The sequence below is a fragment of the Microbacterium proteolyticum genome, assembly GCF_030818075.1.
GTDB lineage: Bacteria > Actinomycetota > Actinomycetes > Actinomycetales > Microbacteriaceae > Microbacterium > Microbacterium proteolyticum_A.
Genome location: NZ_JAUSZZ010000001.1, coordinates 3,312,734 through 3,336,652 on the forward strand (window position 1 = coordinate 3,312,734; position 23,919 = coordinate 3,336,652).

19 protein-coding genes are annotated in these 23,919 nt (G+C 70.4%); 9 read left to right on the forward strand and 10 right to left on the reverse strand.

The features are described from left to right. Window positions 1-80: 80 nt before the first annotated feature. From QE392_RS15430 to QE392_RS15440, 3 genes are all read right to left on the reverse strand, one after another. A complete protein-coding gene (locus QE392_RS15430; protein ID WP_307453299.1) occupies window positions 81-332 on the reverse strand; it encodes a YlxR family protein in 252 nt (83 codons plus the stop codon). 33 nt (window positions 333-365) lie between these two features. After that, window positions 366-1,355, reverse strand: a complete 990-nt coding sequence (gene nusA, locus QE392_RS15435) for a transcription termination factor NusA (protein ID WP_307453301.1) — start codon at window positions 1,353-1,355, stop codon at window positions 366-368. Between the two features lie 260 nt (window positions 1,356-1,615). After that, window positions 1,616-2,245, reverse strand: a complete 630-nt coding sequence (locus tag QE392_RS15440; protein ID WP_307453303.1) for an HD domain-containing protein — start codon at window positions 2,243-2,245, stop codon at window positions 1,616-1,618. A gap of 17 nt (window positions 2,246-2,262) precedes the next feature. Between QE392_RS15440 and QE392_RS15445 the strand changes: the two genes are divergently transcribed. Next, window positions 2,263-2,391, forward strand: coding sequence for a hypothetical protein (locus QE392_RS15445; protein ID WP_307453306.1), 129 nt, complete (start codon window positions 2,263-2,265; stop codon window positions 2,389-2,391). Here QE392_RS15445 and QE392_RS15450 read toward each other — a convergent pair. Further along, window positions 2,384-4,879, reverse strand: a complete 2,496-nt coding sequence (locus QE392_RS15450; protein WP_307453307.1) for a glycogen/starch/alpha-glucan phosphorylase — start codon at window positions 4,877-4,879, stop codon at window positions 2,384-2,386. The genes QE392_RS15445 and QE392_RS15450 overlap by 8 nt on opposite strands. A gap of 214 nt (window positions 4,880-5,093) precedes the next feature. Between QE392_RS15450 and QE392_RS15455 the strand changes: the two genes are divergently transcribed. The 3 genes from QE392_RS15455 (at window position 5,094) to QE392_RS15465 (ending at window position 9,927) form a co-directional block, all read left to right on the forward strand. Beyond that, window positions 5,094-6,515 (forward strand): 3' terminal RNA ribose 2'-O-methyltransferase Hen1, encoded by a 1,422-nt coding sequence (locus QE392_RS15455; RefSeq protein WP_307453309.1) that lies wholly within the window; start codon window positions 5,094-5,096, stop codon window positions 6,513-6,515. Further along, the gene (locus QE392_RS15460) at window positions 6,512-9,046 is read left to right on the forward strand and encodes a polynucleotide kinase-phosphatase (RefSeq protein ID WP_307453311.1); all 2,535 of its coding nucleotides are present in this window, start codon (window positions 6,512-6,514) and stop codon (window positions 9,044-9,046) included. The genes QE392_RS15455 and QE392_RS15460 overlap by 4 nt, the downstream gene beginning before the upstream one ends. Before the next feature lie 71 nt (window positions 9,047-9,117). Further along, window positions 9,118-9,927 carry a DUF1206 domain-containing protein gene (locus tag QE392_RS15465; RefSeq protein ID WP_307453313.1) on the forward strand — a complete coding sequence of 270 codons (810 nt, stop codon included), beginning with the start codon at window positions 9,118-9,120 and terminating at the stop codon, window positions 9,925-9,927. Between the two features lie 169 nt (window positions 9,928-10,096). Here the strand turns inward: QE392_RS15465 and QE392_RS15470 are convergent, their stop codons facing one another. The 3 genes from QE392_RS15470 to QE392_RS15480 all read right to left on the reverse strand — a co-directional run bounded on the left by QE392_RS15470 (window position 10,097) and on the right by QE392_RS15480 (window position 13,940). Beyond that, window positions 10,097-10,918, reverse strand: coding sequence for an aldo/keto reductase (locus tag QE392_RS15470; protein ID WP_307453315.1), 822 nt, complete (start codon window positions 10,916-10,918; stop codon window positions 10,097-10,099). 89 nt (window positions 10,919-11,007) lie between these two features. After that, a complete protein-coding gene (locus QE392_RS15475) occupies window positions 11,008-12,804 on the reverse strand; it encodes a proline--tRNA ligase (protein ID WP_307453317.1) in 1,797 nt (598 codons plus the stop codon). A gap of 128 nt (window positions 12,805-12,932) precedes the next feature. Further along, window positions 12,933-13,940, reverse strand: coding sequence for a 1-aminocyclopropane-1-carboxylate deaminase (locus QE392_RS15480; protein WP_307454166.1), 1,008 nt, complete (start codon window positions 13,938-13,940; stop codon window positions 12,933-12,935). Between the two features lie 109 nt (window positions 13,941-14,049). Here QE392_RS15480 and QE392_RS15485 point away from each other — a divergent pair, with 109 nt between their 5' ends. Then, window positions 14,050-14,721 (forward strand): GntR family transcriptional regulator, encoded by a 672-nt coding sequence (locus QE392_RS15485; protein WP_307453319.1) that lies wholly within the window; start codon window positions 14,050-14,052, stop codon window positions 14,719-14,721. A 6-nt stretch (window positions 14,722-14,727) separates the two neighbouring features. On the opposite strand, the gene ispG is transcribed toward QE392_RS15485, so the two are convergent. Next, window positions 14,728-15,879 carry a flavodoxin-dependent (E)-4-hydroxy-3-methylbut-2-enyl-diphosphate synthase gene (gene ispG / locus QE392_RS15490; RefSeq protein ID WP_307453321.1) on the reverse strand — a complete coding sequence of 384 codons (1,152 nt, stop codon included), beginning with the start codon at window positions 15,877-15,879 and terminating at the stop codon, window positions 14,728-14,730. Between the two features lie 207 nt (window positions 15,880-16,086). On the opposite strand from ispG, the gene QE392_RS15495 reads away from it, so the two are divergent. Next, window positions 16,087-18,024: an anthranilate synthase family protein gene (locus QE392_RS15495; protein ID WP_307453322.1), complete on the forward strand. Its 1,938-nt coding sequence runs from the start codon at window positions 16,087-16,089 to the stop codon at window positions 18,022-18,024. A gap of 320 nt (window positions 18,025-18,344) precedes the next feature. Further along, a complete protein-coding gene (locus tag QE392_RS15500) occupies window positions 18,345-18,971 on the forward strand; it encodes a hypothetical protein (protein WP_307453324.1) in 627 nt (208 codons plus the stop codon). A gap of 6 nt (window positions 18,972-18,977) precedes the next feature. Here the strand turns inward: QE392_RS15500 and QE392_RS15505 are convergent, their stop codons facing one another. Next, window positions 18,978-19,283: a hypothetical protein gene (locus QE392_RS15505; protein ID WP_307453325.1), complete on the reverse strand. Its 306-nt coding sequence runs from the start codon at window positions 19,281-19,283 to the stop codon at window positions 18,978-18,980. A 70-nt stretch (window positions 19,284-19,353) separates the two neighbouring features. On the opposite strand from QE392_RS15505, the gene QE392_RS15510 reads away from it, so the two are divergent. Continuing rightward, window positions 19,354-20,157 (forward strand): hypothetical protein, encoded by an 804-nt coding sequence (locus tag QE392_RS15510; protein WP_307453327.1) that lies wholly within the window; start codon window positions 19,354-19,356, stop codon window positions 20,155-20,157. A gap of 388 nt (window positions 20,158-20,545) precedes the next feature. Here the strand turns inward: QE392_RS15510 and QE392_RS15515 are convergent, their stop codons facing one another. Next, window positions 20,546-21,862: a M50 family metallopeptidase gene (locus QE392_RS15515; protein ID WP_307453329.1), complete on the reverse strand. Its 1,317-nt coding sequence runs from the start codon at window positions 21,860-21,862 to the stop codon at window positions 20,546-20,548. 87 nt (window positions 21,863-21,949) lie between these two features. Here QE392_RS15515 and QE392_RS15520 point away from each other — a divergent pair, with 87 nt between their 5' ends. Then, window positions 21,950-23,608, forward strand: coding sequence for a Mur ligase family protein (locus QE392_RS15520; RefSeq protein ID WP_307453331.1), 1,659 nt, complete (start codon window positions 21,950-21,952; stop codon window positions 23,606-23,608). The last annotated feature ends 311 nt before the right edge of the window (window positions 23,609-23,919 follow it).

Consider the following 23,919-nt stretch of genomic DNA (forward strand, 5'->3'; position numbering starts at 1 on the left):
AGGGGTCTACCCCGGACAGGGCAGACCGTTAGTTGCGGACGGGTCTCATTTCGAGCCGTTCACTTCGTGTCCATAGCCGTTCAGCCTTTTCGCTGGAGGTGTGATTCGAAGGTCTGCGTGTCAAGCGGGCCTGACACACGCAATGCTCGTACGAAGGCGCGGCGCGTGAGGGCTTTCCCCACGCACGCGTCCGTCTCGTGCACCCACGCTCCCCGACCCGGCAGCACCGCCCGCTCGTCAGCGACGAGGGCGGATCCGTCGGCGATCACCCGCAGAAGCGAGGATCGGGGGGCGCGTGCGCGGCATCCGACGCACGTTCGTACAGGTTCCATCCTACACCTCGCGGTCGCCCGGACGACGGGCGCTCAGTTGTCTTCGAGGATGCTGTCGGGCTGGATGTCGATCTTGGCACCCGTGAGCTTGGCGGCGAGCCGGGCGTTCTGCCCCTCCTTGCCGATCGCGAGCGACAGCTGGTAGTCGGGAACCAGCGCACGGACCGCCTTGGTCGAGGCGTCGAGCACGTACGACGACGTCACCTTCGCCGGCGACAGGGCGTTGGCGACGAACCGCGGGAGCTCGGCGTCGTAATCGATGATGTCGATCTTCTCGCCGGCGAGCTCCTCGGTGACCGCGCGGACGCGACGACCCAGCTCCCCGATGCAGGCGCCCTTGGCGTTGACCGTCGGGTCGTTGGCCTTGACGGCGATCTTCGAGCGGTGGCCGGCCTCACGGGCGAGAGACACGATCTCGACCAGACCCGCGGCGATCTCCGGCACCTCGAGCGCGAAGAGCTTGCGCACGAGACCGGGGTGCGTGCGCGACACCGTGATCTGGGGACCCTTGTTTCCCTTGGCGACACTGGTGACGTAGACGCGAAGACGAGAGCCGTGCGGATAGCTCTCGCCGGGCACCTGCTCCTCGGGCGGCAGGATGGCCTCGACGGTACCGAGGTCGACGTGCACCATGCGCGGATTCGGCCCCTGCTGCACGACGCCGGCGACGATGTCGCCCTCCTTGCCGCGGAACTCGCCCAGCACGGCGTCGTCGGCGATGTCGCGCAGGCGCTGGCTGATGACCTGCTTGGCGGCGAAGGCCGCGATGCGGCCGAAGTCGTCGGGGGCCTGCTCCTCCTCGCCGATGACGGCGCCCTCGTCGTCGGTGACGGGCGTGAAGATCCCCACGTGGCCGGTCTTGCGGTCGAGCTCGGCGCGCGCGCCCGCCGGGATGTCGCCGCTGGGAGAGATGTGCTTGGCGTAGGCGGTGAGGATCGCCTGCTCGATGATGCGCGCGAGTTCGTCGAAGGGGATCTCCTTCTCGCGTTCGATCGTCTTCAGAAGTGCGAGATCGATGTCCACAAGGCCCTCCGTTATTCAGCTCTCGTCGGCGCGGTGAGCGTCGACAACCCCGCTACTTTACCCGGGATGCCACGAGCCTGGCGACCAGGGGAGGTCTCGCCCTCCGTTGCACAGCCGTTTCTCGGGTGCGCCCCGCCGCGGCGACTCGGGCCACGGCCGCCGCGCGCGAAGGTGCGTGTGCGCCGGCGCGTGCACAACTCCTGACGAAGCGCGCGCCGGCACCGCGAACTGGCGGTGCTCCGCCGCGCGCGGAGCGGTTCTCAGGAGTTCGGCTCGGCAGAGCCGGGCCCGACCCGCTCGAGCGGATTGGCCGCGAGCTTGCCCGCCACTCCCCCGTCCACCAGCCGCCGCGCGGCCGTGTCGGGCTTGCGGGCCGCTTGATCGACGACGCACGCGCCGAACTCGGCGGCCAGCGCACCGCGCGGATGTACGTCGAGCACCTCGCGGACGAATTCCTCCGGCAGGGCGTCGGGCCGCGCACCCGAGATGTCGAGAGCCGTCGCCGTCTCGAGCAGGTAGCCCTCGGCATCCATCGTGGGGTCGACCCGCGGCCAGTTGTGCCGCACGATGACCTCGAGCACGCGTCGTCGCCGTGCCACAGCCCAGCCCGCACCGGCGGTGAGGGCGACGCCCACGTGGCCGCCGGCGTGCTCGTACGAGATCGTGTGGTTGTCGAACTCCGTCACCGTGCCGATGTCGTGCAGAACCGCCGAGACGTACAGCAGCTCGTGGTCGATGCCGCTGATGCCGTCGACGCGGGCGAACGCCTCGGCCCACAACCACGAACGCAGGGCGTGCGCCGTGAACGCCGGCGACTGGTACTCCCGCGCCACGGCGAGGGCACCGCGAGCGGCGAGGGTGTCGGGCACGGGGAAATCGGCGATGCGCATAAGGCCTCCGGGGTCGGGTGACCTCCACTCTCGAGCAGATCACCGCCGGGCGGCAGCGCGACGACGGTCAGGTCGCGACGCGTTCCTGCCAGAGCGTTCCGGATGCCGCGACCGCGGGGCCGCGGCATCCGGAACAACTCAACTGACCGGCGCGGCGTGCCAGATCCGGTCGAGGTAATCGCGCATGGCCCGGTCGGACGAGAAGTACCCGCTGCGGGCGACGTTGAGGATGGCCGCGCGCACCCAGGCGTCCTGGTCGGCGTAGGCGGCGTCGACCCGGTCCTGCGCGTCGAGGTACGAGCGGAAGTCGGCGAGGGCCATGAACCGGTCGTCGTACAGCAGGTTCGACACGAGCGGCTCGAACACCGTGCGGTCGCCACCGGAGAAGGCCCCGGAGGCGATGAGGTCGATGGCGCGACGCAGATCGTCGTCCTGCTGGTAGAAGTCGGAGGGACGGTACCCCTCGGCCCAGAGGGCTTCGACCTCGGGCTCGCTCATACCGAACAGGAAGAAGTTGTCATCGCCGACGAGCTTGCGGATCTCGACGTTCGCGCCGTCGTCGGTGCCGATCGTGAGCGCACCGTTGAGCGCGAGCTTCATGTTGCCCGTGCCCGACGCCTCCTTGCCGGCGAGCGAGATCTGCTCCGACAGGTCGGCGGCCGGGATGATGCTCTCGGCGAGGGTGACGTTGTAGTTGGCGGGGTAGAGCACCTTGAGCTTGCCCTGGACCCGCTCGTCCGCGCTGACCACCTCGCCCACGGCGTTGATCAGGTGGATGATGCGCTTGGCCATGCCGTAGCCCGGGGCGGCCTTGGCGCCGAAGAGGAACGTCCGCGCCTGCACGTCATCGACGTCGAGCCGACCCGACACGATGCCCTCGTAGGTGCTGACGATGTGCAGCACCTTGAGCGTCTGGCGCTTGTACTCGTGCAGGCGCTTGATCATCACGTCGAGCATGTGGCCGTCGTCGAGCGGGGTGTCGCCGCGGGCTTCGAGCACCCGGCTCAGACGCCGCTTGTTCGCCGCCTTGACCGCCGCGAAGCGCTCGCGGAAGTCCGCGTCGTCGGCGAGTGCCTCCAGGCCCCGCAGCCGTTCGAGGTCGACCGTCCATCCGGCGCCGAGCGCCTCGGTGATGAGCGCCGACAGGTCGGGGTTGGCCAGGCGCAGGAACCGCCGGGGCGTGACGCCGTTGGTGACGTTGGTGAACTTGTCGGGCCACATCGTGGCGAAGTCCTTGAGCACGTTGTCGCGCAGCAGCTGCGAGTGCAGCTCCGCGACGCCGTTCACCTTGGAGCCGGCGACCGTGGCGAGGTAGGCCATGCGCACCGAGCGGTAGGGGTGCTCGCCGATGATCGACATGTTGCGGATCAGCAGTTCGTCGTCACCGAACTGCTCGCGCACCTGCAGCAGGAACGCGTCGTTGATGCGGTAGATGATCTCGAGGTGGCGCGGCAGCAGGCGTCCCAGCAGATCGACCGACCACACCTCCAGCGCCTCGGGCAGGAGCGTGTGGCACGTGTACGCGAAGCACTTCTGCGTGATGGCCCACGCGGCATCCCACTCCAGCTTCTTCTCATCGACGAGCACGCGCATGAGCTCGGGCACGCCGATCACGGGGTGGGTGTCGTTGAGCTGGAAGATCACGCGCTCGGGCAGGCCCTCGAGGTCGAAGTCGTCGGGCAGGACGTTGTCGATGAAGTCGGCGATGGATGCCGCCACGAAGAAGTACTGCTGCTGCAGGCGCAGCTCCTTGCCCTGGGGCGTGGAGTCCTCGGGGTAGAGCACCTTGGAGATGTTCTCGGCGAAGGTCTGCGCGCGCACCGACTCGACGTAGTCGCCCGAGTTGAACGTGTGCAGGTCGAAGGCGTTGGTGGCCACGGCGCGCCACAGGCGCAGGGTGTTGACGCGGCCGTTGTGGTAGCCCGGCACCATCATGTTGTAGGGCACGGCCAGCACGTTCCACTCGGGAACCCAGCGCGTCCGCTCGACGCCCTCGTCGTCGTAGGTCTCGGTGTGACCGGCGAACGAGATCGTCTGCGCGGCCTCGGGGTGGGCGAAATCCCACGGCGAGCCCATGCGCAGCCACGCGTCGGGCTGCTCCACCTGCTGACCGTCGGCGAAGGCCTGCCGGAAGATGCCGTACTCGTACCGGATGCCGTACCCGATGGTGGGCACGCTCATGGTGGCGAGCGAGTCGATGAAGCACGCGGCCAAGCGGCCGAGACCGCCGTTGCCCAGACCCGGCTCGATCTCGACCGCGCGCACGGCGTCGATGTCGATGCCGCACTGCGCGAGCGCCTCGGTGGCGATGTCGGTCAGGCGGGCCGCGAGCAGGTTGTTGTCGAGCTGACGACCGAGCAGGTATTCGGCGGAGAGATAGCAGACCGTCTTGGCCTGCTGGGTCTTCTGCTTCGCGCGATCGTCGAACCAGCGCGCCATGAGGTAGTCGCGGACGGTGTACGCCAGCGCGAGGTACTGGTCGTTCACGTCGGAGCTCGACAGGGTCACGCCCTGGTCGAAATTCAGGTTCTGCAGGAACTGTTTCGCGAACCCGTCGACGGATGCCGCGGGAGCGACGACCGGCGCGAGGGCGAGCGGGTGAGTGGGGCGCAGTTCTGAGGTGTTGTCGGGCACGAATCCGACCGTAATGAGTCGCACGCCGCGGTGCCAAGACGGCAATGGCTCCGTCACATGATCTTCACCCGTTCGCCCCCGATCCCCCCGTCGCCCGTCGAGGGATCGCGTCCCGCCCGACCGTCATCGCGCCTTGGCGCGGCGTGAGACTCGGCGTTGCGCTGCCCGGCCCGCCATAGGCTGTGCGACGGTGTGACACCGATCGGAGGTTCCCGTGCTCGTCACTCTCACCTCGACCGCGCCCGTGGCGTCCCAGCTGAGCCACCTGCTGCGCAAACACCCGGACCGCGCCCAGAGCTTCCCCCTGAGCGTGGGCCTGGCACACGTGTTCTACCCCGAGGTGGGCGACGAGCGCTGCACCGTGGCGATGCTGCTCGAGGTCGACCCCATCGACCTCGCACGCAGCAAGAATCTGCGCGGCAACGCCACCGAGACGCTGAGCCGCTACGTCAACGATCGTCCCTACGCGTCGTCATCGATGGTCGCCGTCGCCCTCGGGCAGGTGTTCCGCTCGGCGATGACGGGGCGCAGTGAGACCTTCCCCGAACTCGCCGCCTCCGCGCTCCCGCTCGAGATCACCGTGGCGGCGGTGCCCGCGCGCGGTCCCGCCACCGCGGGACTGGCCACGCGCCTGTTCGCGCCCCTCGGCTGGGAGGTGACGGAGACGCCCCTCCCCCTGGACCCCGTGCACCCCGAGTGGGGAGCGTCCGTCTACGTCGACCTGGTGCTGCGCGGCACCGTTCGGCTGAGCGACGCCCTCCGGCACCTGTACGTGCTGCTTCCCGTCCTCGACGACTCCAAGCACTACTGGGTGTCCGACGACGAAGTCGGCAAGCTGCAGCGGGCGGGCGAGGGATGGCTCGCGGGTCACCCCGAGCGCGACCTCATCACGCGGCGCTACCTCGCCCATCAGAAGTCGATGGTCGACACGGCCCTCGACCGCCTGGCATCCGAGGCCCGCCTCGACGCGCTCGACGACCTCTCCACCGACGCCGCGGCCCCTCCCGCCGAGGCGTCGCCGACCACGCCGCTCGCCACCAGCCGCGCCGACGCGGTGCTCCGTGCACTGCGCGACGTCGATGCACGCACGGTGGCAGACGTCGGGTGCGGTGAGGGCGCCCTGCTCGTGCGCCTGGACGCCGACCCGGTCTTCACCCGCATCGTCGGATCCGACGTCTCGGCGCGGGCCCTCGAGAAGGCGGCGCGACGCCTCCGGCTGGCCGATGCGAGCGACCGCCGGCGCGAGAGGATCAGCCTCGTGCAGTCCTCGGTGACCTACCAGGACGACCGCCTCGCGGGCCTGGATGCCATCGTGCTGATGGAGGTCGTCGAGCACCTCGACATCGAGCGCCTCCCCGCGCTCGAGTCCTCGGTGTTCGGCGCCGCCTCCCCCGCAGCCGTCGTCGTCACCACCCCGAACAGCGAGTACAACCGCCTGTACGACACGCTCCCCGCGGGGGCGTTCCGCCACGAGGATCACCGTTTCGAGTGGACGCGTGCCGAGTTCGAGAGCTGGGCGCAGAACGTGGCCGATCGTCACGGCTACGCCGTGGAGCACCGCACCGTCGGCGACGTCGATCCCGCCGCGGGCTCGCCGACCCAACTCGCCCTGTGTCGGAAGGTCGCCCCGCGATGACGCGTCTGTCCCTGCCCGAGCTGTCGCTCGTCGTGCTCGTGGGAGCGTCCGGCTCCGGCAAGTCGACGTTCGCGGCAACCCATTTCGGCCCGTTCGAAACGCTCTCGAGCGACTTCTTCCGCGGCCTGGTGTCCAACGACGAGAACGACCAATCGGCGACGCGCGCCGCCTTCGAGGCGCTGCACGTGGTGGCGGCCAAGCGGCTGGATGCCGGGTTGCTCACGGTCGTCGACGCCACCAACGTGCAGCCCGAGTCCCGTCGGTCGCTGATCGCGCTCGCCCGCGAGCACGACGTGCTGCCGGTCGCGGTGGTCCTCGACGTGCCACGGAGCGTCTGCATCGAGCGCAACAACGCTCGCGAAGACCGCGCCTTCGGCGCGGCGGTCGTCTCACGCCAGCACGATCAGCTCCGCCGCTCCTTGCGGCACCTCGGCAAAGAAGGATTCCGCCGGGTGCACGTGCTGTCGGGAGTCGACGAGATCGCGGCCGCCGAGTTCGTCCGGGAGCCGCTGCTGAACGACCTGCGCGGCGAGACCGGCCCCTTCGACGCGATCGGCGACGTGCACGGGTGCCGCGTGGAGCTCGAGACGCTGCTGACGAAGCTCGGCTACGACCTCGTCCGCGACGAAGCCGGCCGTCCGGTCGATGCGGTGCACCCCGAGGGCCGCCGGGTCGTCTTCCTGGGCGATCTGGTCGACCGGGGGCCCGACGCCGCCGGCGTGCTGCGGCTGGCGATGGGCATGGTCGCCGCCGGGCACGCGCTGGCCGTGCCCGGCAACCACGAGGCCAAGCTCGTGCGCGCACTCGAAGGCAAGAAGGTCCAGGTCAGCCACGGACTGGCCGAGACGCTCGCGCAGCTCGCGGACGAGACCGAGGAGTTCCGTCAGCGGGTGCTCGTGTTCTGCCGGAACCTGGTCTCGCACCTCGTCCTGGACGGGGGACGGCTGGTCGTCGCCCACGCCGGGCTGATCGAGAAGTACCACGGCCGCGCCTCCGGTCGCGTGCGCGCGTTCGCCCTCTACGGAGACACCACGGGCGAGACCGACGAGTACGGCCTGCCCGTGCGCCTGCCGTGGGCCGAGGACTACCGGGGGAAGGCCACGGTGCTCTACGGTCACGTGCCGACGCTCGAGGCCGAATGGGTCAACAACACGATGTGTCTCGACACCGGGTGCGTCTTCGGCGGCAAGCTGACCGCCCTGCGCTACCCCGAGCGGCAGGTGGTCGACGTCCCCGCCGAGCGCGTCTGGTACGAGCCGGCGGCACCGCTGGACCGGGGCGCCGGCGCGACCGCGCGGCATCCGGGCGCCCTGCGGATCGATGACGTGCTCGGCAAGCAGGTCGTCGAGACGCGGGTGTTCGGAAAGGTGGGCGTCCGCGAGGACAACGCCGCCGGTGCCCTCGAGGTCATGAGCCGCTTCGCCGTCGACCCGCGACGACTCGTCTACCTGCCGCCGACGATGAGTCCGCCGGCGGCGTCGCGTCGCGAGGGTGTTCTCGAGCATCCGGCAGAGGCGTTCGAGGCCTACCGCAAAGAGGGCCTGGAGCGGGTGATCTGCGAGGAGAAGCACATGGGCTCCCGCGCGGTCGTCCTGCTGACGCGGGATGCCGCGCGGTTCGGCGCGCCCGACGGGTGGCGCGGGATCGTGCACACCCGGACCGGCCGCCCGTTCTTCGACGAGGCCACCAACGATGCCTTCCTCGCGCGGCTGGACCGCGCCGTCGACTCCAGCGGCCTCTGGGACGAACTCGACGCGAGCTGGCTCCTGTTCGACGCGGAACTGCTGCCCTGGTCGCTCAAGGCGGGAGCCCTCATCCGCGACCTCTACGCCGGCGTCGCTGCTGCCGCCACCGCCGCTCTCCCCGCCGCCTCGCGGGTTCTGCGAACGACCGCCGGGCGGGGCGTGGACGTCTCGGCACTCAGCGCGCGCATCGACCGGCGAGCCGCGAACGCCGAGCGGTACCGTGACGCGTACCGACGGTATGCGCAGCCCGCGTCGGGCCTCGAGGGCGTGCAGCTCGCTCCTTTCCAGCTCCTGGCCTCCGAGGGCGCCAGCCACCTCGGACGAGACCACGAATGGCATCTCGGCGTCGCGGACCGGCTGGCCGCGGCCGACCCGGAACTCGTACGCCGCACCCGTCACATCGCGGTGGACCTGTCGTCGGAGGAGTCGGAAGCGGTGGCGACCCGCTGGTGGGAAGAGCTCACCGCCGCGGGCGGCGAGGGCATGGTCGTCAAGCCGACGGCCGGACTCGTGCGCGGCACGCGGGCGCTCGCGCAGCCGGGGATCAAGGTGCGCGGCGCGGAGTATCTGCGCATCATCTACGGCCCCGACTACCTCGAGCCCGCTCACCTGGACCGTCTCCGTGACCGCGACGTCGGGCACAAGCGGTCCATGGCCCTGCGCGAATACGCGCTCGGCGTCGAGGCCGTCGAGCGGTTCGTCGCCGAAGAGCCTCTCTGGCGCGTCCACCAGGCGGTGTTCGGAGTGCTCGCGATGGAGTCGGAGGCGGTCGACCCGCGGCTGTAGCCGCACGAACGGCATGTGACACGCCCGGCGACTGCTTCACCGGCCGCACCCGGGCGGACTACGGTTCCTGAGTGCCCTCCTCAGCCCGATCGGCGGCCCGCACGGCGGAGTCGAACCCCGCCTTCCGTGTCGCCGCACGCGCGGGGTATGTCGCGAACGGCATCCTGCATCTGCTCATCGGGGTGCTCGTGCTGGCCGTCGGGTTGGGCGGCACCGAGGAGACCGACCAGACGGGCGCCTTCCGCGCCGTGGCCGCCGTGCCGCTCGGCGCCCTGGCTCTCGGTGCCCTCGCGGTGGGGCTGGTCGCCCTCGGGTGCTGGCATCTGCTGCAGGCGGTGGCGCCGCGCGGGCTGTCGGGGTGGAAACGCCTCGCGCGGATCGCGGCCGAGGCCCCGCAGGGCATCGTCTTCGTGGCGATCGGACTGATCTCGGCATCCGTCGCCCTCGGGGCCCGCCCCCGGGCGGAGCAGGCCACCGAAGACGCCAGTGAGTTCGTTCTCACCCTCCCGATCGGCGGATTCGTGCTCGGAGCCGTCGGCCTGACCGTGGCCGGCGTGGGGGTCGGGTTCGTCTGGATGGGCGCGCGCAGATCATTCCGCACGAAGGTGCGCCTCCCCCACGGCAGGCGGGGACACCTGCTGAGCGCCCTGGGGGTCGCGGGTTTCCTCGCCAAAGGCGTGGCCCTGATGATCGTCGGGGTGCTGCTGGTGATCGCCGCCGTGAAGATCGAGCCGGACACCGCAGGCGGTCTCGATGGAGCGGTGTCGGCGCTCATCGCGCTTCCGGCCGGACCGTTCTTGGCCTTCCTCGTCGGCGTCGGATTCCTCGCGTACGGTGTCTTCACCGTGTTCCGCGCTCGCTACGCCCGTCTCGACGTGTAACGCGGACCGTCATCGGTGAGTCCAGCCCCGAGCAGGACATCCATTGTCTCGCGGCCCCTCGGCCCCGGTGTTCCGATCGACGCCCTCCGGGGATCCTGCGTCGTGTCCACGACGCCCGACGTCGCCGTCGACCGGAGCCACGGACGGTGGGGCGGTCGACGGTGACGGCTCAGTCGAGAGAGGGGTCCCGCCCCGTCCGCTCCCCCGTCTCGAGTGCCGCGATGGCCGCGTGGTCGTCGGCGTCAAGGGTGAAGTCGAACACGTCGCCGTTCTCGCGGATCCGCTCGATCGAGACCGACTTGGGGAAGACCACCAGACCGCGGTCGAGGTGCCAGCGCACCACGACCTGCGCCGGCGTCTTGCCGTAGCGCTCCGCGATCCGCACGAGCACCGGCTCCTCGAGCAGACCACCGCGGGCCAACGGTGCCCACGACTCCGTGACGATGCCGTTCGCGGTGTCCCACTCGACGAGGTCGTTCTGCGGGAAGCGGGGGTGCAGCTCGACCTGGTTGACCGCGGGGAGCACCCCGGTCTCGTCGCGCAGGCGCTCGAGGTGGGCGATGGCGAAGTTGCTCACGCCGATCGAGGTCGCGCGGCCCTCCTGCTGAAGTCGTACAAGAGCGCGCCAGGTCTCCACGTAGCGGTCGGCACTGGGGATCGGCCAGTGGATGAGGTACAGGTCGACAAGGTCGAGACCGAGACGAGCCGCGCTCGCGTCGAAGGCGCGCAGGGTCTCGTCGAAGCCGTGGTCGTCGTTCCACACCTTGGTCGTGACGAAGACCTCGTCGCGGTCGAGACCGGAGGCCCGGAGCCCCTCGCCGACCTCGGTCTCGTTCCCGTACAGGGCCGCGGTGTCGATATGGCGGTAGCCCGCCGAGAGCGCATCGGCGACGAGGCCGGCCGTGATCTCGGCGGGCACCTTGTAGGTACCGATACCCAGCTGCGGGATCGTGGAGCCGTCGGACAGAGACAGGCGGGGAGCGGCGATCATGGCATCCACGCTACCGAGCCGCGCACCGCTGCCCGCCCGTCTTGACGCCGAGACCGCGACCACGGGCGGGCCGGTGGCCGCTGCCGGCGTCAGCGGGTGAGCGCCGCCACGGCGTCGGCGACCGCGAGCGTCTCGCGCTCGCCCGTGCGCCGATCCCACAGCTCCACCTGGCCGTCGGCGGCACCGCGACCGACGATGAGGATGAGCGGGATGCCGACGAGCTCGGCGTCACCGAACTTCACACCGGGCGAGACCTTGGGGCGGTCGTCGTAGAGCACGTCGAGGCCGGCGCCCTCGAGGTCGGCGGCGACCTGCTCCGCGAGCTCGAAAGCCGCGGCATCCCGGCCCGTGGCGACCACGTGGACGTCGAACGGCGCGACCGACGCCGGCCAGATCAGGCCCTTGTCGTCGTTGTTCAGCTCGGCGATGATCGCGAGGATGCGGGTCACGCCGATGCCGTACGAGCCCATCGTGACCGTGACGAGCTTGCCGTTCTCATCGAGAACCTTCAGTCCGAGCGTCTCGGCGAAGAAGCGGCCGAGCTGGAAGACGTGTCCGATCTCCATGCCGCGGGCCAGCTCCACCGGACCCGAGCCGTCGGGCGCCGGGTCACCGGGTCGGACCGTGGCCACCTCGACGAAGCCGTCGCCGACGAAGTCGCGGCCCGCGACGAGCGAGTGCACGTGCTTCTGGTCGATGTTCGCTCCGGTGATCCAGGCGGTGCCGTCGACGACACGCGGGTCGAGGACGTAGCGGATCTTCGTCGCGGATTCCTCACCGAGGATGGCGCCGGTCTCGGACCAGGGACCGATGTAGCCCTTCACGAGCAGGGGGTGCTTCTCGAAGTCGGCCTCGGTCGCGGCCTCGACCTCGGCCGGGGCGAAGGCCACCTCGACGCGCTTGTCGTCGACGTCGCGGTCGCCGGGCAGGCCGACGACGACGAGTTCGCGCGTGCCGTCGAGGTGGGTGAGGGCGAGCACGACGTTCTTCAGCGTGTGTGCGGCGGTCCACGCCGTCGCGCCCTCGGTGGCGGGCCCGGCGATGCCGGGGGCCGGGGCGTCGAGGTGCGCGTTGGCGTGGTCGACGAGGGTCGCGATCGTGGGTGTGTTCGGCGAGTCGAAGATGACCGGTGCGGGCTGCCCCTCGATGGGCAGCGCCTCCGGGGCCACCGTGGTGAACGCCTCGACGTTGGCGGCGTACCCGCCGTCCGAGCGCACGAAAGTGTCCTCACCGACGGGGGTGGGGTGCAGGAACTCCTCTGAGCGCGCGCCGCCCATCAGCCCGTTGTCGGCGTTGACGATGACGTATTCAAGGCCCAGGCGGGTGAAGATGCGCTCGTACGCGTCGCGCTGCGCCTGGTACGAGGCGTCGAGTCCGGCATCCGTCGCGTCGAAGGAGTAGGCGTCCTTCATCGTGAACTCGCGGCCGCGCAGGAGGCCCGCGCGCGGGCGCGCCTCGTCGCGGTACTTGTCCTGGATCTGGTAGATCGTCAGCGGCAGATCCTTGTACGACGAGTACAGGTCCTTCACCAGGAGCGTGAACATCTCCTCGTGCGTGGGGGCGAGCAGATAGTCGGCGCCCTTGCGGTCCTGCAGGCGGAAGATGCCGTCGCCGTAGGACTCCCACCGGCCCGACGCCTCGTAGGGCTCGCGCGGCAGCAGCGCCGGGAAGTGCACCTCGAACGCGCCGGCGTTCGCCATCTCCTCGCGCACGACCGCCTCGATCTTGGCCTTGACCTTCAGCCCCAGCGGCAGCCACGCGAAGATGCCCGGAGCGTTGCGACGGATGTAGCCGGCGCGCACGAGCAGGCGGTGGCTCGTGACCTCGGCATCCGAGGGGTCTTCGCGAAGCGTGCGGAGGAAGAAGTTGGAGAGACGGGTGACCACGATCATCGAGTCTAAGCCGGGCGGGGCTCGCCTCAGGCGCGGCGGGCGGTCACCCCTGAACCGCCTGCGTCGCAGCCGCTCGCGCGGGGAGCCGCCCCGCCGACACCGACGGCGAGGACCCGAGAGGATCAGCGGAACAGCCCGCTGTACGCGTTCAACGCGAGCTGCCCGCCGAGGTGGGCGTACAGGACGTTGCTCGTGGCGGGGATCTCGCGCGAGGAGACGAGGTCGATGAGGCCGGCGAGCGACTTGCCCTCGTAGACGGGGTCGGTGATCATCGCCTCGAGCGAGCCGCCGAGGCGGATGGCCTCGAGGGTGGATTCGACGGGGATGCCGTACAGGTCGCCCGCCCATCCTTCGAGCACGGTGATCTCGTCGTCGCGCAGGTCGCGACCGAGGCCGATCAGCTCCGCCGTGTGCCGCGCGATCCGCTCGACCTGGTCGCGCGTCTTCTCGATGGTCGCGGAGGCGTCGATGCCGATGACGCGGCGCGGGCGCTCCTGCCCGGCGAAGCCGGCGATCATTCCCGCGTGGGTCGACCCGGTGACCGTGCACACCACGATGGTGTCGAAGAAGACGCCGAGCTCCTTCTCCTGCTGCTCGACCTCGTAGGCCCAGTTCGCGAAGCCGAGGCCGCCGAGCCGGTGCTCGGACGCACCCGCCGGGATGGCGTACGGCTTGCCGCCCTCGGCGATCACCTCGTCGATGGCCGCCTGCCAGCTGGAGCGGATGCCGATGTCGAAGCCGGCCGAGTCCAGCGTCACCTTCGCGCCCATGATGCGAGAGAGCTGGATGTTGCCGACACGGTCGGTGAGCGGGTCGGGCCATTCGACCCAGTTCTCCTGGACGAGGCGGGCCTTCAGGCCGAGCTTCGCCGCGACGGCCGCCACCTGGCGCGTGTGGTTGGACTGGTATCCGCCGATGGAGACGAGCGTGTCGGCACCCTGAGCCAGAGCGTCGGGGACGAGGTACTCGAGCTTGCGCACCTTGTTGCCGCCGAACGCCAGACCGCTGGAGACGTCTTCGCGCTTGGCCCACACCTGCGCCCCGCCCAGGTGCTGCGTCAAGCGCGGGAGCGGGTGGATGGGGCTCGGTCCGAAGGTGAGGGGGTAGCGCTCGAAGTCGGTGATGGCCATGTCGTCCTCGGGAGTCTCGGTGGGCACCGCGGATCGCGGCAGTCCGACTGTAGCGCGATATTTTGTATATCGCATATCGCGGACCACGCTCGCGTTTAGACTGACGGGCATGCCGATCCCCGCCGCGCCTCGATCGTCGTCTCGCGAACTGCTGCGCGACAACGTCTACACGTCTCTGCGCGACGCGATCGTCGACGGCACCCTCGCGCCCGGCGAGCGCCTGCGCGACAGCGACATCGAAGCGTGGCTCGGGGTCAGTCGCACTCCCATCCGTGAAGCCGTTCAGCGTCTGGAACGTGCCGGGCTCGTCGTCTCTCTCCCGGGCCGATCGACGACGGTCGCGCCCGTGGATGCCACCTCGACCGGGAACGCGCAGCAGATCGCCGCCGCGATGCACGAACTCGCCGGTCGTCTGGCGGCACCGCTCGTCAGCGACGACGCCATCGCCGAGCTCGAGCGCGCGAACGCCGACTTCGCCGCGGCCATCGCCGCCGGCGACACCGACGCGGCCCTCCGCCACGACGATCGCTTCCACGACGTCATCGTCGGAGCCTGCGGCAACGCGATGGTGGCCGAGGTGCTCGAGCTCACGACGCCTCTTCTACGCCGGGTGGAGCGGCTCCGCTTCGGCTCGTTCGCGGCGCGCGACTCGGTCACGCAGCACGAGACGATCATCCGAGCGATCCGCGCCCGCGACGCCGAGGCGACCGCGCGCGCGTCCCGCGACAACTGGCTGGCGTTGGGACTCTCCGCCGACAGTGCGGATGCTGCCGGGGCGTGACCGGCGTCAGACCGTGACGACCTGCGCCGTGCCCGGCGCGGCATCCGGGCCCATCTCGTCGGCCAGGCGGTTGGCCTCTTCGATGAGCGTGCGCACGATCTCGGACTCGGGGACGGTCTTGATGACCTCGCCCTTGACGAAGATCTGACCCTTGCCGTTGCCCGACGCGACACCCAGGTCGGCGTCGCGCGCCTCGCCGGGACCGTTGACGACGCAGCCCATCACGGCCACGCGCAGCGGCACGGTCATGTCCTTCAGGCCCTCGGTCACGTCGTCGGCGAGCGTGTACACGTCGACCTGCGCGCGGCCGCACGACGGGCACGAGACGATCTCGAGCTTGCGCTCGCGCAGGTTGAGCGACTGCAGGATCTGGTGCCCGACCTTGACCTCTTCGGCCGGGGGAGCCGAGAGCGACACGCGGATGGTGTCACCGATGCCCTCGGAGAGCAGGATGCCGAAGGCGGTCGCGCTCTTGATCGTGCCCTGGAACGCGGGGCCTGCCTCGGTGACGCCGAGGTGAAGCGGCCAGTCGCCCCGCTCGGCGAGCAGACGGTAGGCCTTAACCATGACGATGGGGTCGTTGTGCTTGACCGAGATCTTGAAGTCGTGGAAGTCGTGCTCCTCGAACAGCGAGGCCTCCCACACGGCGCTCTCCACGAGCGCCTCGGGCGTGGCCTTGCCGTACTTCTCGAGCAGACGGCGGTCGAGCGAGCCGGCGTTCACGCCGATGCGCAGCGACACGCCCGCAGCCTTCGCGGCGGCGGCGATCGCGCCGACCTGGTCGTCGAACTTGCGGATGTTGCCCGGGTTCACGCGCACCGCACCGCAGCCGGCGTCGATGGCCTGGAAGACGTACTTCGGCTGGAAGTGGATGTCGGCGATGACCGGGATCTGGCTCTTCTTGGCGATGATGTGCAGCACATCGGCGTCATCCTGCGAGGGGACGGCCACGCGCACGATCTCGCACCCGGATGCCGTGAGCTCGGCGATCTGCTGGAGCGTGGCGTTGATGTTGGTCGTCGGCGTCGTGGTCATCGACTGGACGCTCACCGGTGCGTTGCCACCGACCAGAACCTTGCCGACCTTGATCTGGCGGGTCTTGCGACGAGGCGCGAGGACCTCCGGCACGCGGGGCATCCCGATGTTCACTGCAGGCACGCGCCCAGCCTACGCCGCCTGGCCCGCACGGAGGCTGAGCACGCCCTGTGGTAGGTTCGGCCCCATGCGCGCGAACACATCTTGGTGGCTCACCGTCTAGGCGGTGCGCGTGCATGCAACAGACCGCCCTCCCCCTGGGGAATCCGGCGGTCTTCGTGTTTTCCGCGGCCGTTTCGGACCCTCGCTCACGAACGAAAAGACATCTCGATGACCGGTCCCGACCCCTCGTCCCTCCTTCGCGACCTCGCCGCGGGTTCCGCGCCCTTCGCCCTCATCGCCCGTGACGGCGCGAGCGTCGAGGTGCTCACCGGCGACGTCGTCGACGTCGATCTGCTGGCGGACATCCCCCTGACGGATGCCGCGGGCACCGCTCGCGAGGTGCTCGCCCTCGTGCCGTACCGGCAGGTGCGCGAGCGCGGTTTCGTCTGCCACGACGACGGCGCCCCGCTGCGCTGCCTCGTGATCGACGAGCGCGTCGCCCTCGACCGCGCCGAGGTCGTGGCATCCCTCCCCTCCTCACCCGTGCCGCTGGCCGAGGCCGGTTTCGACATCGCCGACGAGGAATACGCCGACATCGTGCGCCGCGTCATCGCCGAGGAGATCGGCCGGGGCGAGGGCGCCAACTTCGTCATCCGCCGTGACTTCGTCGCCGGTGTCGACGTCGACCCGCGGATCGCGGCGCTGACCTGGTTCCGGGCGCTGCTCGAGCACGAGAAGGGCGCGTACTGGACGTTCGCCGTCGTCACCGACGGCCACATCGCCGTGGGCGCGAGCCCCGAGGCGCACGTGAGCGCGCAAGACGGCGTCGTCACGATGAACCCCATCTCGGGGACGTTCCGCCATCCGGCCGGCGGTGCGACCGCTGAGACGCTCGCGGAGTTCCTGCGCTCGACCAAGGAGACCGAGGAGCTCTTCATGGTCGTTGACGAGGAGCTCAAGATGATGAGCGCCGTCTGCAGCGACGGCGGACGCATCACCGGGCCGCACCTCAAAGAGATGTCGCGCCTGACCCACACCGAGTACATGCTGCGCGGGCGCAGCGACCTCGACCCGCGCGACATCCTGCGCGAGACGATGTTCGCGCCCACCGTCACCGGCTCGCCCATGCAGAACGCGTGCACGGTCATCGCCCGACACGAGACCACCCCCCGCGGCTACTACTCGGGCGTCGCGGCGCTGTTCACACCCAACGGCCGCACCGAGGGTCCGACGCACGACCTCGACGCGCCGATCCTCATCCGCACCGCGTACCTGGTCGAGGGACGTCTTCGCGTGCCCGTCGGCGCGACCCTCGTGCGCCACTCCGACCCGTACGGCGAGGTGGGTGAGACCCACGGCAAGGCCGCCGGCGTGCTCGGTGCCATCGGCGCGATCCCGCGCGATGTGCCGAAAGCGGCCCCGGATGCCGACCCCGACGCCCCCGCGGCCCCGCGGCGCCCGCTCGCCGAGGACCCCGCGATCGCCGAGCTGCTGGCATCCCGCAATGATCGGCTCGCGCCGTTCTGGATGAACCCGCAAGATCCCGACGGCTCAGGCCCGTTCGCGGGCCGGACGGCGCTCGTCGTGGATGCCGAGGACCGCTTCACCACGATGCTCGCCCATCAATTGCGTCACCTCGGTCTCGACACCCGTATCGAGCACTGGTCCACGGTGACGGATGCCGAGCTGGATGCCGCCGACCTCGTCGTCTCAGGCCCCGGCCCGGGCGATCCGCGCGACGACACCCCGCGTATGGAGGCGATGCGCCACGTCGTCAGACGCCGAACCGCCCGCCGCGACCCCCTGCTCGCTGTCTGCCTGAGCCACCAGATCCTCGCCGACTCGCTCGGCATCGAGCTGACGCCGCTCGCACGGCCCCATCAGGGCCTGCAGAAGAGCGTCGACGTGTTCGGCGAGGACGCCTCGATCGGTTTCTACAACACGTTCACGGCGCGGGTCGCACCCGGAGACACCCAGCGGGGCCTGACGATCGGCGACGGCGCACTGGTGACCGAGATCGTCACGGATGTGGCGGCGGATGCCGAGACCGGCGACGTCTACGCCCTCCGCGGCCCCGGGTACGCCAGCGTGCAGGGGCACCTCGAATCGATCCTGTCGCGCGACGGTATGCGGACGCTCGAGCGGCTCATCGCGCACGTGCTCTGAGGCCCGACGAGCCTCCGCCCGTCGGCCTCGGCCCGAGGTGGCTGAGCCCGTCCAAGCGTCCGGCCCCTTCGACGAGCGTGAGGGCCGCCATCGTGCTCTGCGATCAACGGCCACTCGACGGCGGCGAGCTGGTGGAATCAATCACCTGCGAACCGAGGCGAAGAAGATGACCCTCGACCCGGCCGTTCAACACGACGGCGAGCGGAGCGCTGGCGCATGTCGGACAGCAGAGTCGCCTGCGTCATCACACGCTGAGTGAGCGTTTCTCACCCGGTCACCGCGGCCGGCTCCTCTCCCTCCGGATGCCTCATCGTGGTGCCATGAGCGTGCTGACCGTCCACTGCGCACACCCCACCTGTGGCTTCGTCTGGGAGGGTTCCCCTTCCCAGCTCGCCCGGTCGAAGCTCGAGCACAGTCAGTTCGTCGCGCAAGCGAAGGCGGCAGGATCTGCGGCTGCAGGCACGGACGCGTCTGCGGCCGCGCCCGCACCCCGAGGTCAGCAGCCGGGCGCTTCGAGAGACCGGCATCGTCCGGTGGTCGTCGACGAGCGGTGGCCCTGGTTGAAGGCGCTCCTGATCTTCAACGCCGTGGGCGTCGTGATGTCGTTCGTTGCGTACGAGAACATGGGGAACGAGCTGTTCTGGCTGGCCGTGCCCTTCCCGGTGGTGACGATGTCCGCCGCTTTCCCGCTGGTGGCGATCGCGGTGCTTGTCATCGCCCTGACCGCGTCGTCGTTCTACGCTGCGCGGGGCGTGGAGGGCACGGACTCCTGGCGACGCTTCTTCGCCGCCCTGACCATGAGCGGTGCCGTGGCCGCGGTGGGCTCGACCGGTCTGTGCGGCATCATCCTGATCCTCCTCGTCGTCGTGCGTTTCGCGCGACGCCATAAGAGGGCCCTGACACGGACGCCCGGGCCGGCGCCTGCGGAACTCGGACGGCTGCCTTAGCCGGTGTCACGTGTCGGTTGCGGATGGTCCGCTGCGCCGCGGCGCCCGGTGCGCGCGGGTGACGACGGCGATCGCGCGCGAGAGGTCGGGGCCGACCTCGTCGGCTTCGAGGACGCGGCCGTGGCGGCGGTCTTCCCCTTCGCCCCGGGCCACGGTGCGCTCGTATCCGACCACGATCACCACGTCACCCTTGTGAAAGATGCGCGCACGTGCTTCCACCACGTGCGTTGTCGGGGCCTCGTGCGGGGTCGTCCACGCCCCCGCGCGGTACTCGCCGGTGTTCTCGATCACCCGCAGCTTCACGATCCGCACGCGACCCGCGTGCCAGTGTGCCCTGTGGGATGCTCAGGTTCCACTACCGAGAGATCCTGGGGGCGAAGCCGTGAACATCGTTGTCGAACCGACCACGACCGAGGTCATCGTGAAGGCCTACACGACACTCGCTGTCGAGGGCGTCACGATCGAGGTCGGAGACCGGACCGCCCGCATCGTGGAAGCGGAGGTCCACTGGCGCTTCGTCGACGGCGACTGGCGCCTGGGCTTCACTCAGATCACAGGCCCCTACCGGAAGAAGGACGGGCACGACTCGAAGCAGTTCCTCGACGAGGGCTCGCGAGACGCCTCGCAGAACCCCTGGGGCCTCGTCACTCCACCCGAGATCGTCGAGGGAGCCCTGGCGTTCGCACCGGCATGGACTCCGGAGATCACGCCTTCGCCGTACCCACCGAACCCCAACCCCCATCCGTGGTCCCGCAGCAACGGTCCGCGCGCTCCGAAAACCCCTGCCCCGGAGTCCGCACCGGCGGGGATCACCCACGTGCAGACCGTCACGCAGGTCCTCGTCGAGGCCGAGACGGTCCTTCGGCCAGACGATCTCCGCGCCCAGGTGAAGGCCCGGACCGCTCGGATCAAAAGGGCTGACGTGCATTGGGGGTACAGCGCGGAGGCGGGATGGGTGATCGAATCGGTGAATGTCTGGGGCCCGGTGATCCGCAAGAGCGACGGCGCCGAGTCGATCATGCACGTCGACGAGCTGACCATGCCGGCATCGGCACCCGGAGCCCGCTACTGGGTGCACACGCCTCCGGAGCTGATCGAGGCGGCTCTCGAGCACGTGCCCGACTGGGCACCGCGGATCAACGACTCGCCCTACCCCCGGACGACGACGCTGCGCTCCAGCCTGTGAGACCGACCTCGGGGTCGACGGCGAGGTCAGGGCGGGATCGTATCGAACGTGGGTGAGAGCCGTGGGCGCCGGATGTGAGCGGCCCCGACCTCGATCGCAGACTTTCCGAAATGTCGCATGACCTGGACGACCGACTCAGATGACCTGGGTGACGCCGAGCCGATGCCGCCGAGCGTGCTCGCCTGAGCGTCGTGCTGAACGAGGCGCTTCCGCCCACGCCGCACAACCTCCGCCGCGAAACAGACGAGGTTCGAGCCGCTCCGAAACATCCCGTGGAAGGCACCCCGCGTCCGCGAGGCGAGAGCGGGCGGGTGAATTACCGGGTGAAGCTGGTCGTTCTTCGCCGCTCGACCCTTGCTGCCCTCCAGTGGCCCCGTCCGTCGACGGCCTAGAAGAGCTGCACCGGGTTGAAGATGTCGGCGAGGAAGAGCACGCCGCCCATCCCCACCAGCAGCACGACGACGACGAAAGTCACCGGCACGAGTCGCGTGGCATCCACGGGCCGGGCGACCCGGCCGCGCACGCGCGCGAACCAGCGCTTGATCCCGTCCCAGAGCGCCACGACCACGTGCCCGCCGTCCAGCGGGAGCAACGGGATGAGGTTGAAGACGAAGAGCGCGACGTTCAGCCCGCCCAGCAACGCGATGATCGACTGCACGCGCGCGAGGATGGGCGCCTCGACCGCGGCGATGTCGCCGGCGAGCCGGCCCGCGCCCACGACGCTCATCGGACTGTCGGCGGCGCGGGGTTGACCGGTCAGGGTGTCGGCGGCCGCCTCGTAGATGCGCGCGGGGAGGTTCGCCACGATCTGTGCGACGGCCCCGACCTGCTGGACGGTGGCATCGGCGCCGGCCCAGATCGGCTGCGGCGCGAGCGCCTCCTGCGCACGGAGACCCGCGAATCCGACGGTCTCGTACTGCGGCGCCCCCGCGGCATCCGTGACGGGGCGACCCTGGTCGTCGGTGACCGCCCGATCGGTGCTCTGCGGGGTGAACTGCACGGTCTGTTGCGCACCGTCGCGGTCGATCACCACCGACAGCGGCGTCCCCGGCGAGCGCTGGATGATCGCCGCCGCCTCGGCGAACGTCGACACCGGTGTGCCGTCGATGGACACGATGGTGTCACCGGGCTGGATGCCGGCGGCCGCGGCGGGCGCGACCGGGTCGCTCGAGGTGCACGCCTCGCGCTGCTGGCTGGCCGGGATGACGCATTCCGAGACGGACGCGACCGTGGTGGTGCCCTGCTGCACGCCGATCGCGCTCAGGGCGATCGTGAAGAGCACGACCGCGAGCACGAGGTTCATGAGCGGTCCGCCGAGCATCACGATGACGCGCTTCCACACCGGCAGCTTGTAGAAGACCCGGTCGTCGGCTTGGACGAGGGTCTCGGCATTGGCGTCCCGGGCGTCCTGCACCATCGTGGCGAAGAACCGCGAGCGCCGCTTCGAGGGCTCCTCACCCTCGGGGGCGGGCGGGAACATGCCGGCCATGGAGATGAAGCCGCCCAGCGGCAGGAGCTTGAATCCGTACTCGGTCTCGCCGACTCGCTTCGACCACAGCGTGGGTCCGAAGCCGATCATGTACTGACCGACTCGGACGCCGAAGAGCTTCGCGGGCAGCAGGTGCCCGATCTCGTGCAGAGCGATCGAGACGGCGAGGCCGATCACGAGCACGAGCACGCCGATGAGAAAGGCGATCGCGGTCACTCGCCGACGATACCTCCGCCAGGCTTTGAACCGCCCGTGCGGCCGCGATGCGGTGTCTGTGGGAGCCTGGGTGAGACAATGGACGGGATGCCGATCGACGCCCCCTCGAACCTCCCGCCCGTGCTCCGGCCGGAGCGACCTCCCCGCCGCGACCTCGCGGAACTGGCCCGACGCTTCGGTGTGCGCACCGTGGGCGACGTCGAGGATGTCACCCTCAGCGGCATCACCCTGGCCACGGCCGACCTGCGCGCCGGTGAGGCGTTCGTCGCGATCCGCGGCGTCAACCGCCACGGGGCCGATTTCGCCGCCACCGCCGCCGAACGCGGTGCCGTGGCGATCATCACCGACGCCGACGGCGCCGGGATCGCAGGCCCCACGGGTCTGCCGATCGTCGTCGTCGAGGACCCCCGCGCACTGCTGGGCGAGTTGTCGGCGTGGGTCTACGGCACGGGTGCCGACGACGTCATCCCGAAGCTGCTGGCGACCACCGGCACGAACGGCAAGACGAGCGTGTCGCACCTGCTCGAAGGCATCCTCGGCCAGCTCGGTGTCGTGACCGGGCTGTCCTCGACCGCGGAACGCCACATCGCGGGCGAGGTGATCGTCTCCCGGCTCACCACCCCCGAGGCATCCGAGTTCCACGCTCTTCTCGCGCTCATGCGCGAGCGGGGTGTCGAGGCCGTCGCGGTCGAGGTGAGCGCGCAGGCTCTCACGCGCCACCGCGTCGACGGACTCGTCTTCGACGTCGCCGGATTCACCAACCTCACCCACGACCACCTCGACGACTACGCCGATATGCGGGAGTACTTCGAGGCCAAACTCCCGCTCTTCCGCCCGGACCGGGCGCGCCGCGGTGTCGTGTGCCTGGACTCCCCCGCCGGAGCCGAGATCGCGTCCCGCGCCGAGATCCCCGTGGTCACCATCGTCACACCGGCCATCGCGCATGACCCGTCGGCCGAGGCCGACTGGACGGTCGAGATCGTCGAGGAGCGGCAGGACGGCACGGAGTTCACCCTCACCGACGGCAGGGGCCGCTCGCTGACGACGGTCGTGCCGGTGATCGGGCGGCACATGGCGGCGAACGCGGGGCTCGCGATCGTCATGCTGCTCGAGACCGGGTACACGTGGGAGCACCTCGTCAGCACGCTCGACGGCGACCGCATCGACGCGTCGCTCCCGGGTCGCACCCAGCTGGTCTCCGGCCCCGCGGGGCCGGCCGTCTACGTCGACTTCGGGCACTCCCCCGACGCGTTCGAGAAGACGCTCGCCGCCGTCCGTCGCGTGACGCCCGGCAGGGTCGTCATGCTCTTCGGCGCCGACGGCGACCGCGACGCGACGAAACGCCACGACATGGGACGCACCGCGGTCGAGGGCAGCGACATCCTGATCGTCACCGATCACCACCCTCGTCACGAGAATCCGGATGCCATCCGCACGGTGCTCGTCGAGGGGGCGCGTCGGGCGCGTCCCGACGCCGAGATCCACGAGTTCACGCCGCCCGAGCGCGCGATTCTCGAGGCCGTCAAGCTCGTCGGCGAGGGCGACGCGATCCTCTGGGCGGGCCCCGGCCACCAGGACTATCGCGACATCCGGGGCGTCCGCACGCCGTACTCGGCCCGCGAGCTGTCGCGCCGCGCCCTGCGGGCCGCGGGTTGGCCCGTGCCGGACCCGGCGTGGCCGGTGCCGTACCCCGCCGACTCGACTCCGTCGTCCGACCCCGAACGCCCGGTCGACTTCCCCGCCTGACGCGCCGCCCGCGCCCGAGCCCGCGCGCGCCACGCCCCCGCGCCCGAGCCACGCCCGCGCCCGTGTGGCGCCCCCGCGCCCCCGCGCGCGCCCTGGGCGAAGCGCCAGCCGCCACCCGCGCCCGCGCGCGACGCCCCCCGCCCGCGTCCGCGTCACGCCCCCGCGCCCGCGCGCGCGCCACGCCCCCGCGCCGCGCCCCGGGCCACGCGCCAGCCGCCACCCGCGCCGCACCCCCGCTGACTTGCGCCATATACACGCGTGGCATCCTTTCCCGCGAGCATCCGGCGCAAGTCATCCCTGCCGCGCACCAC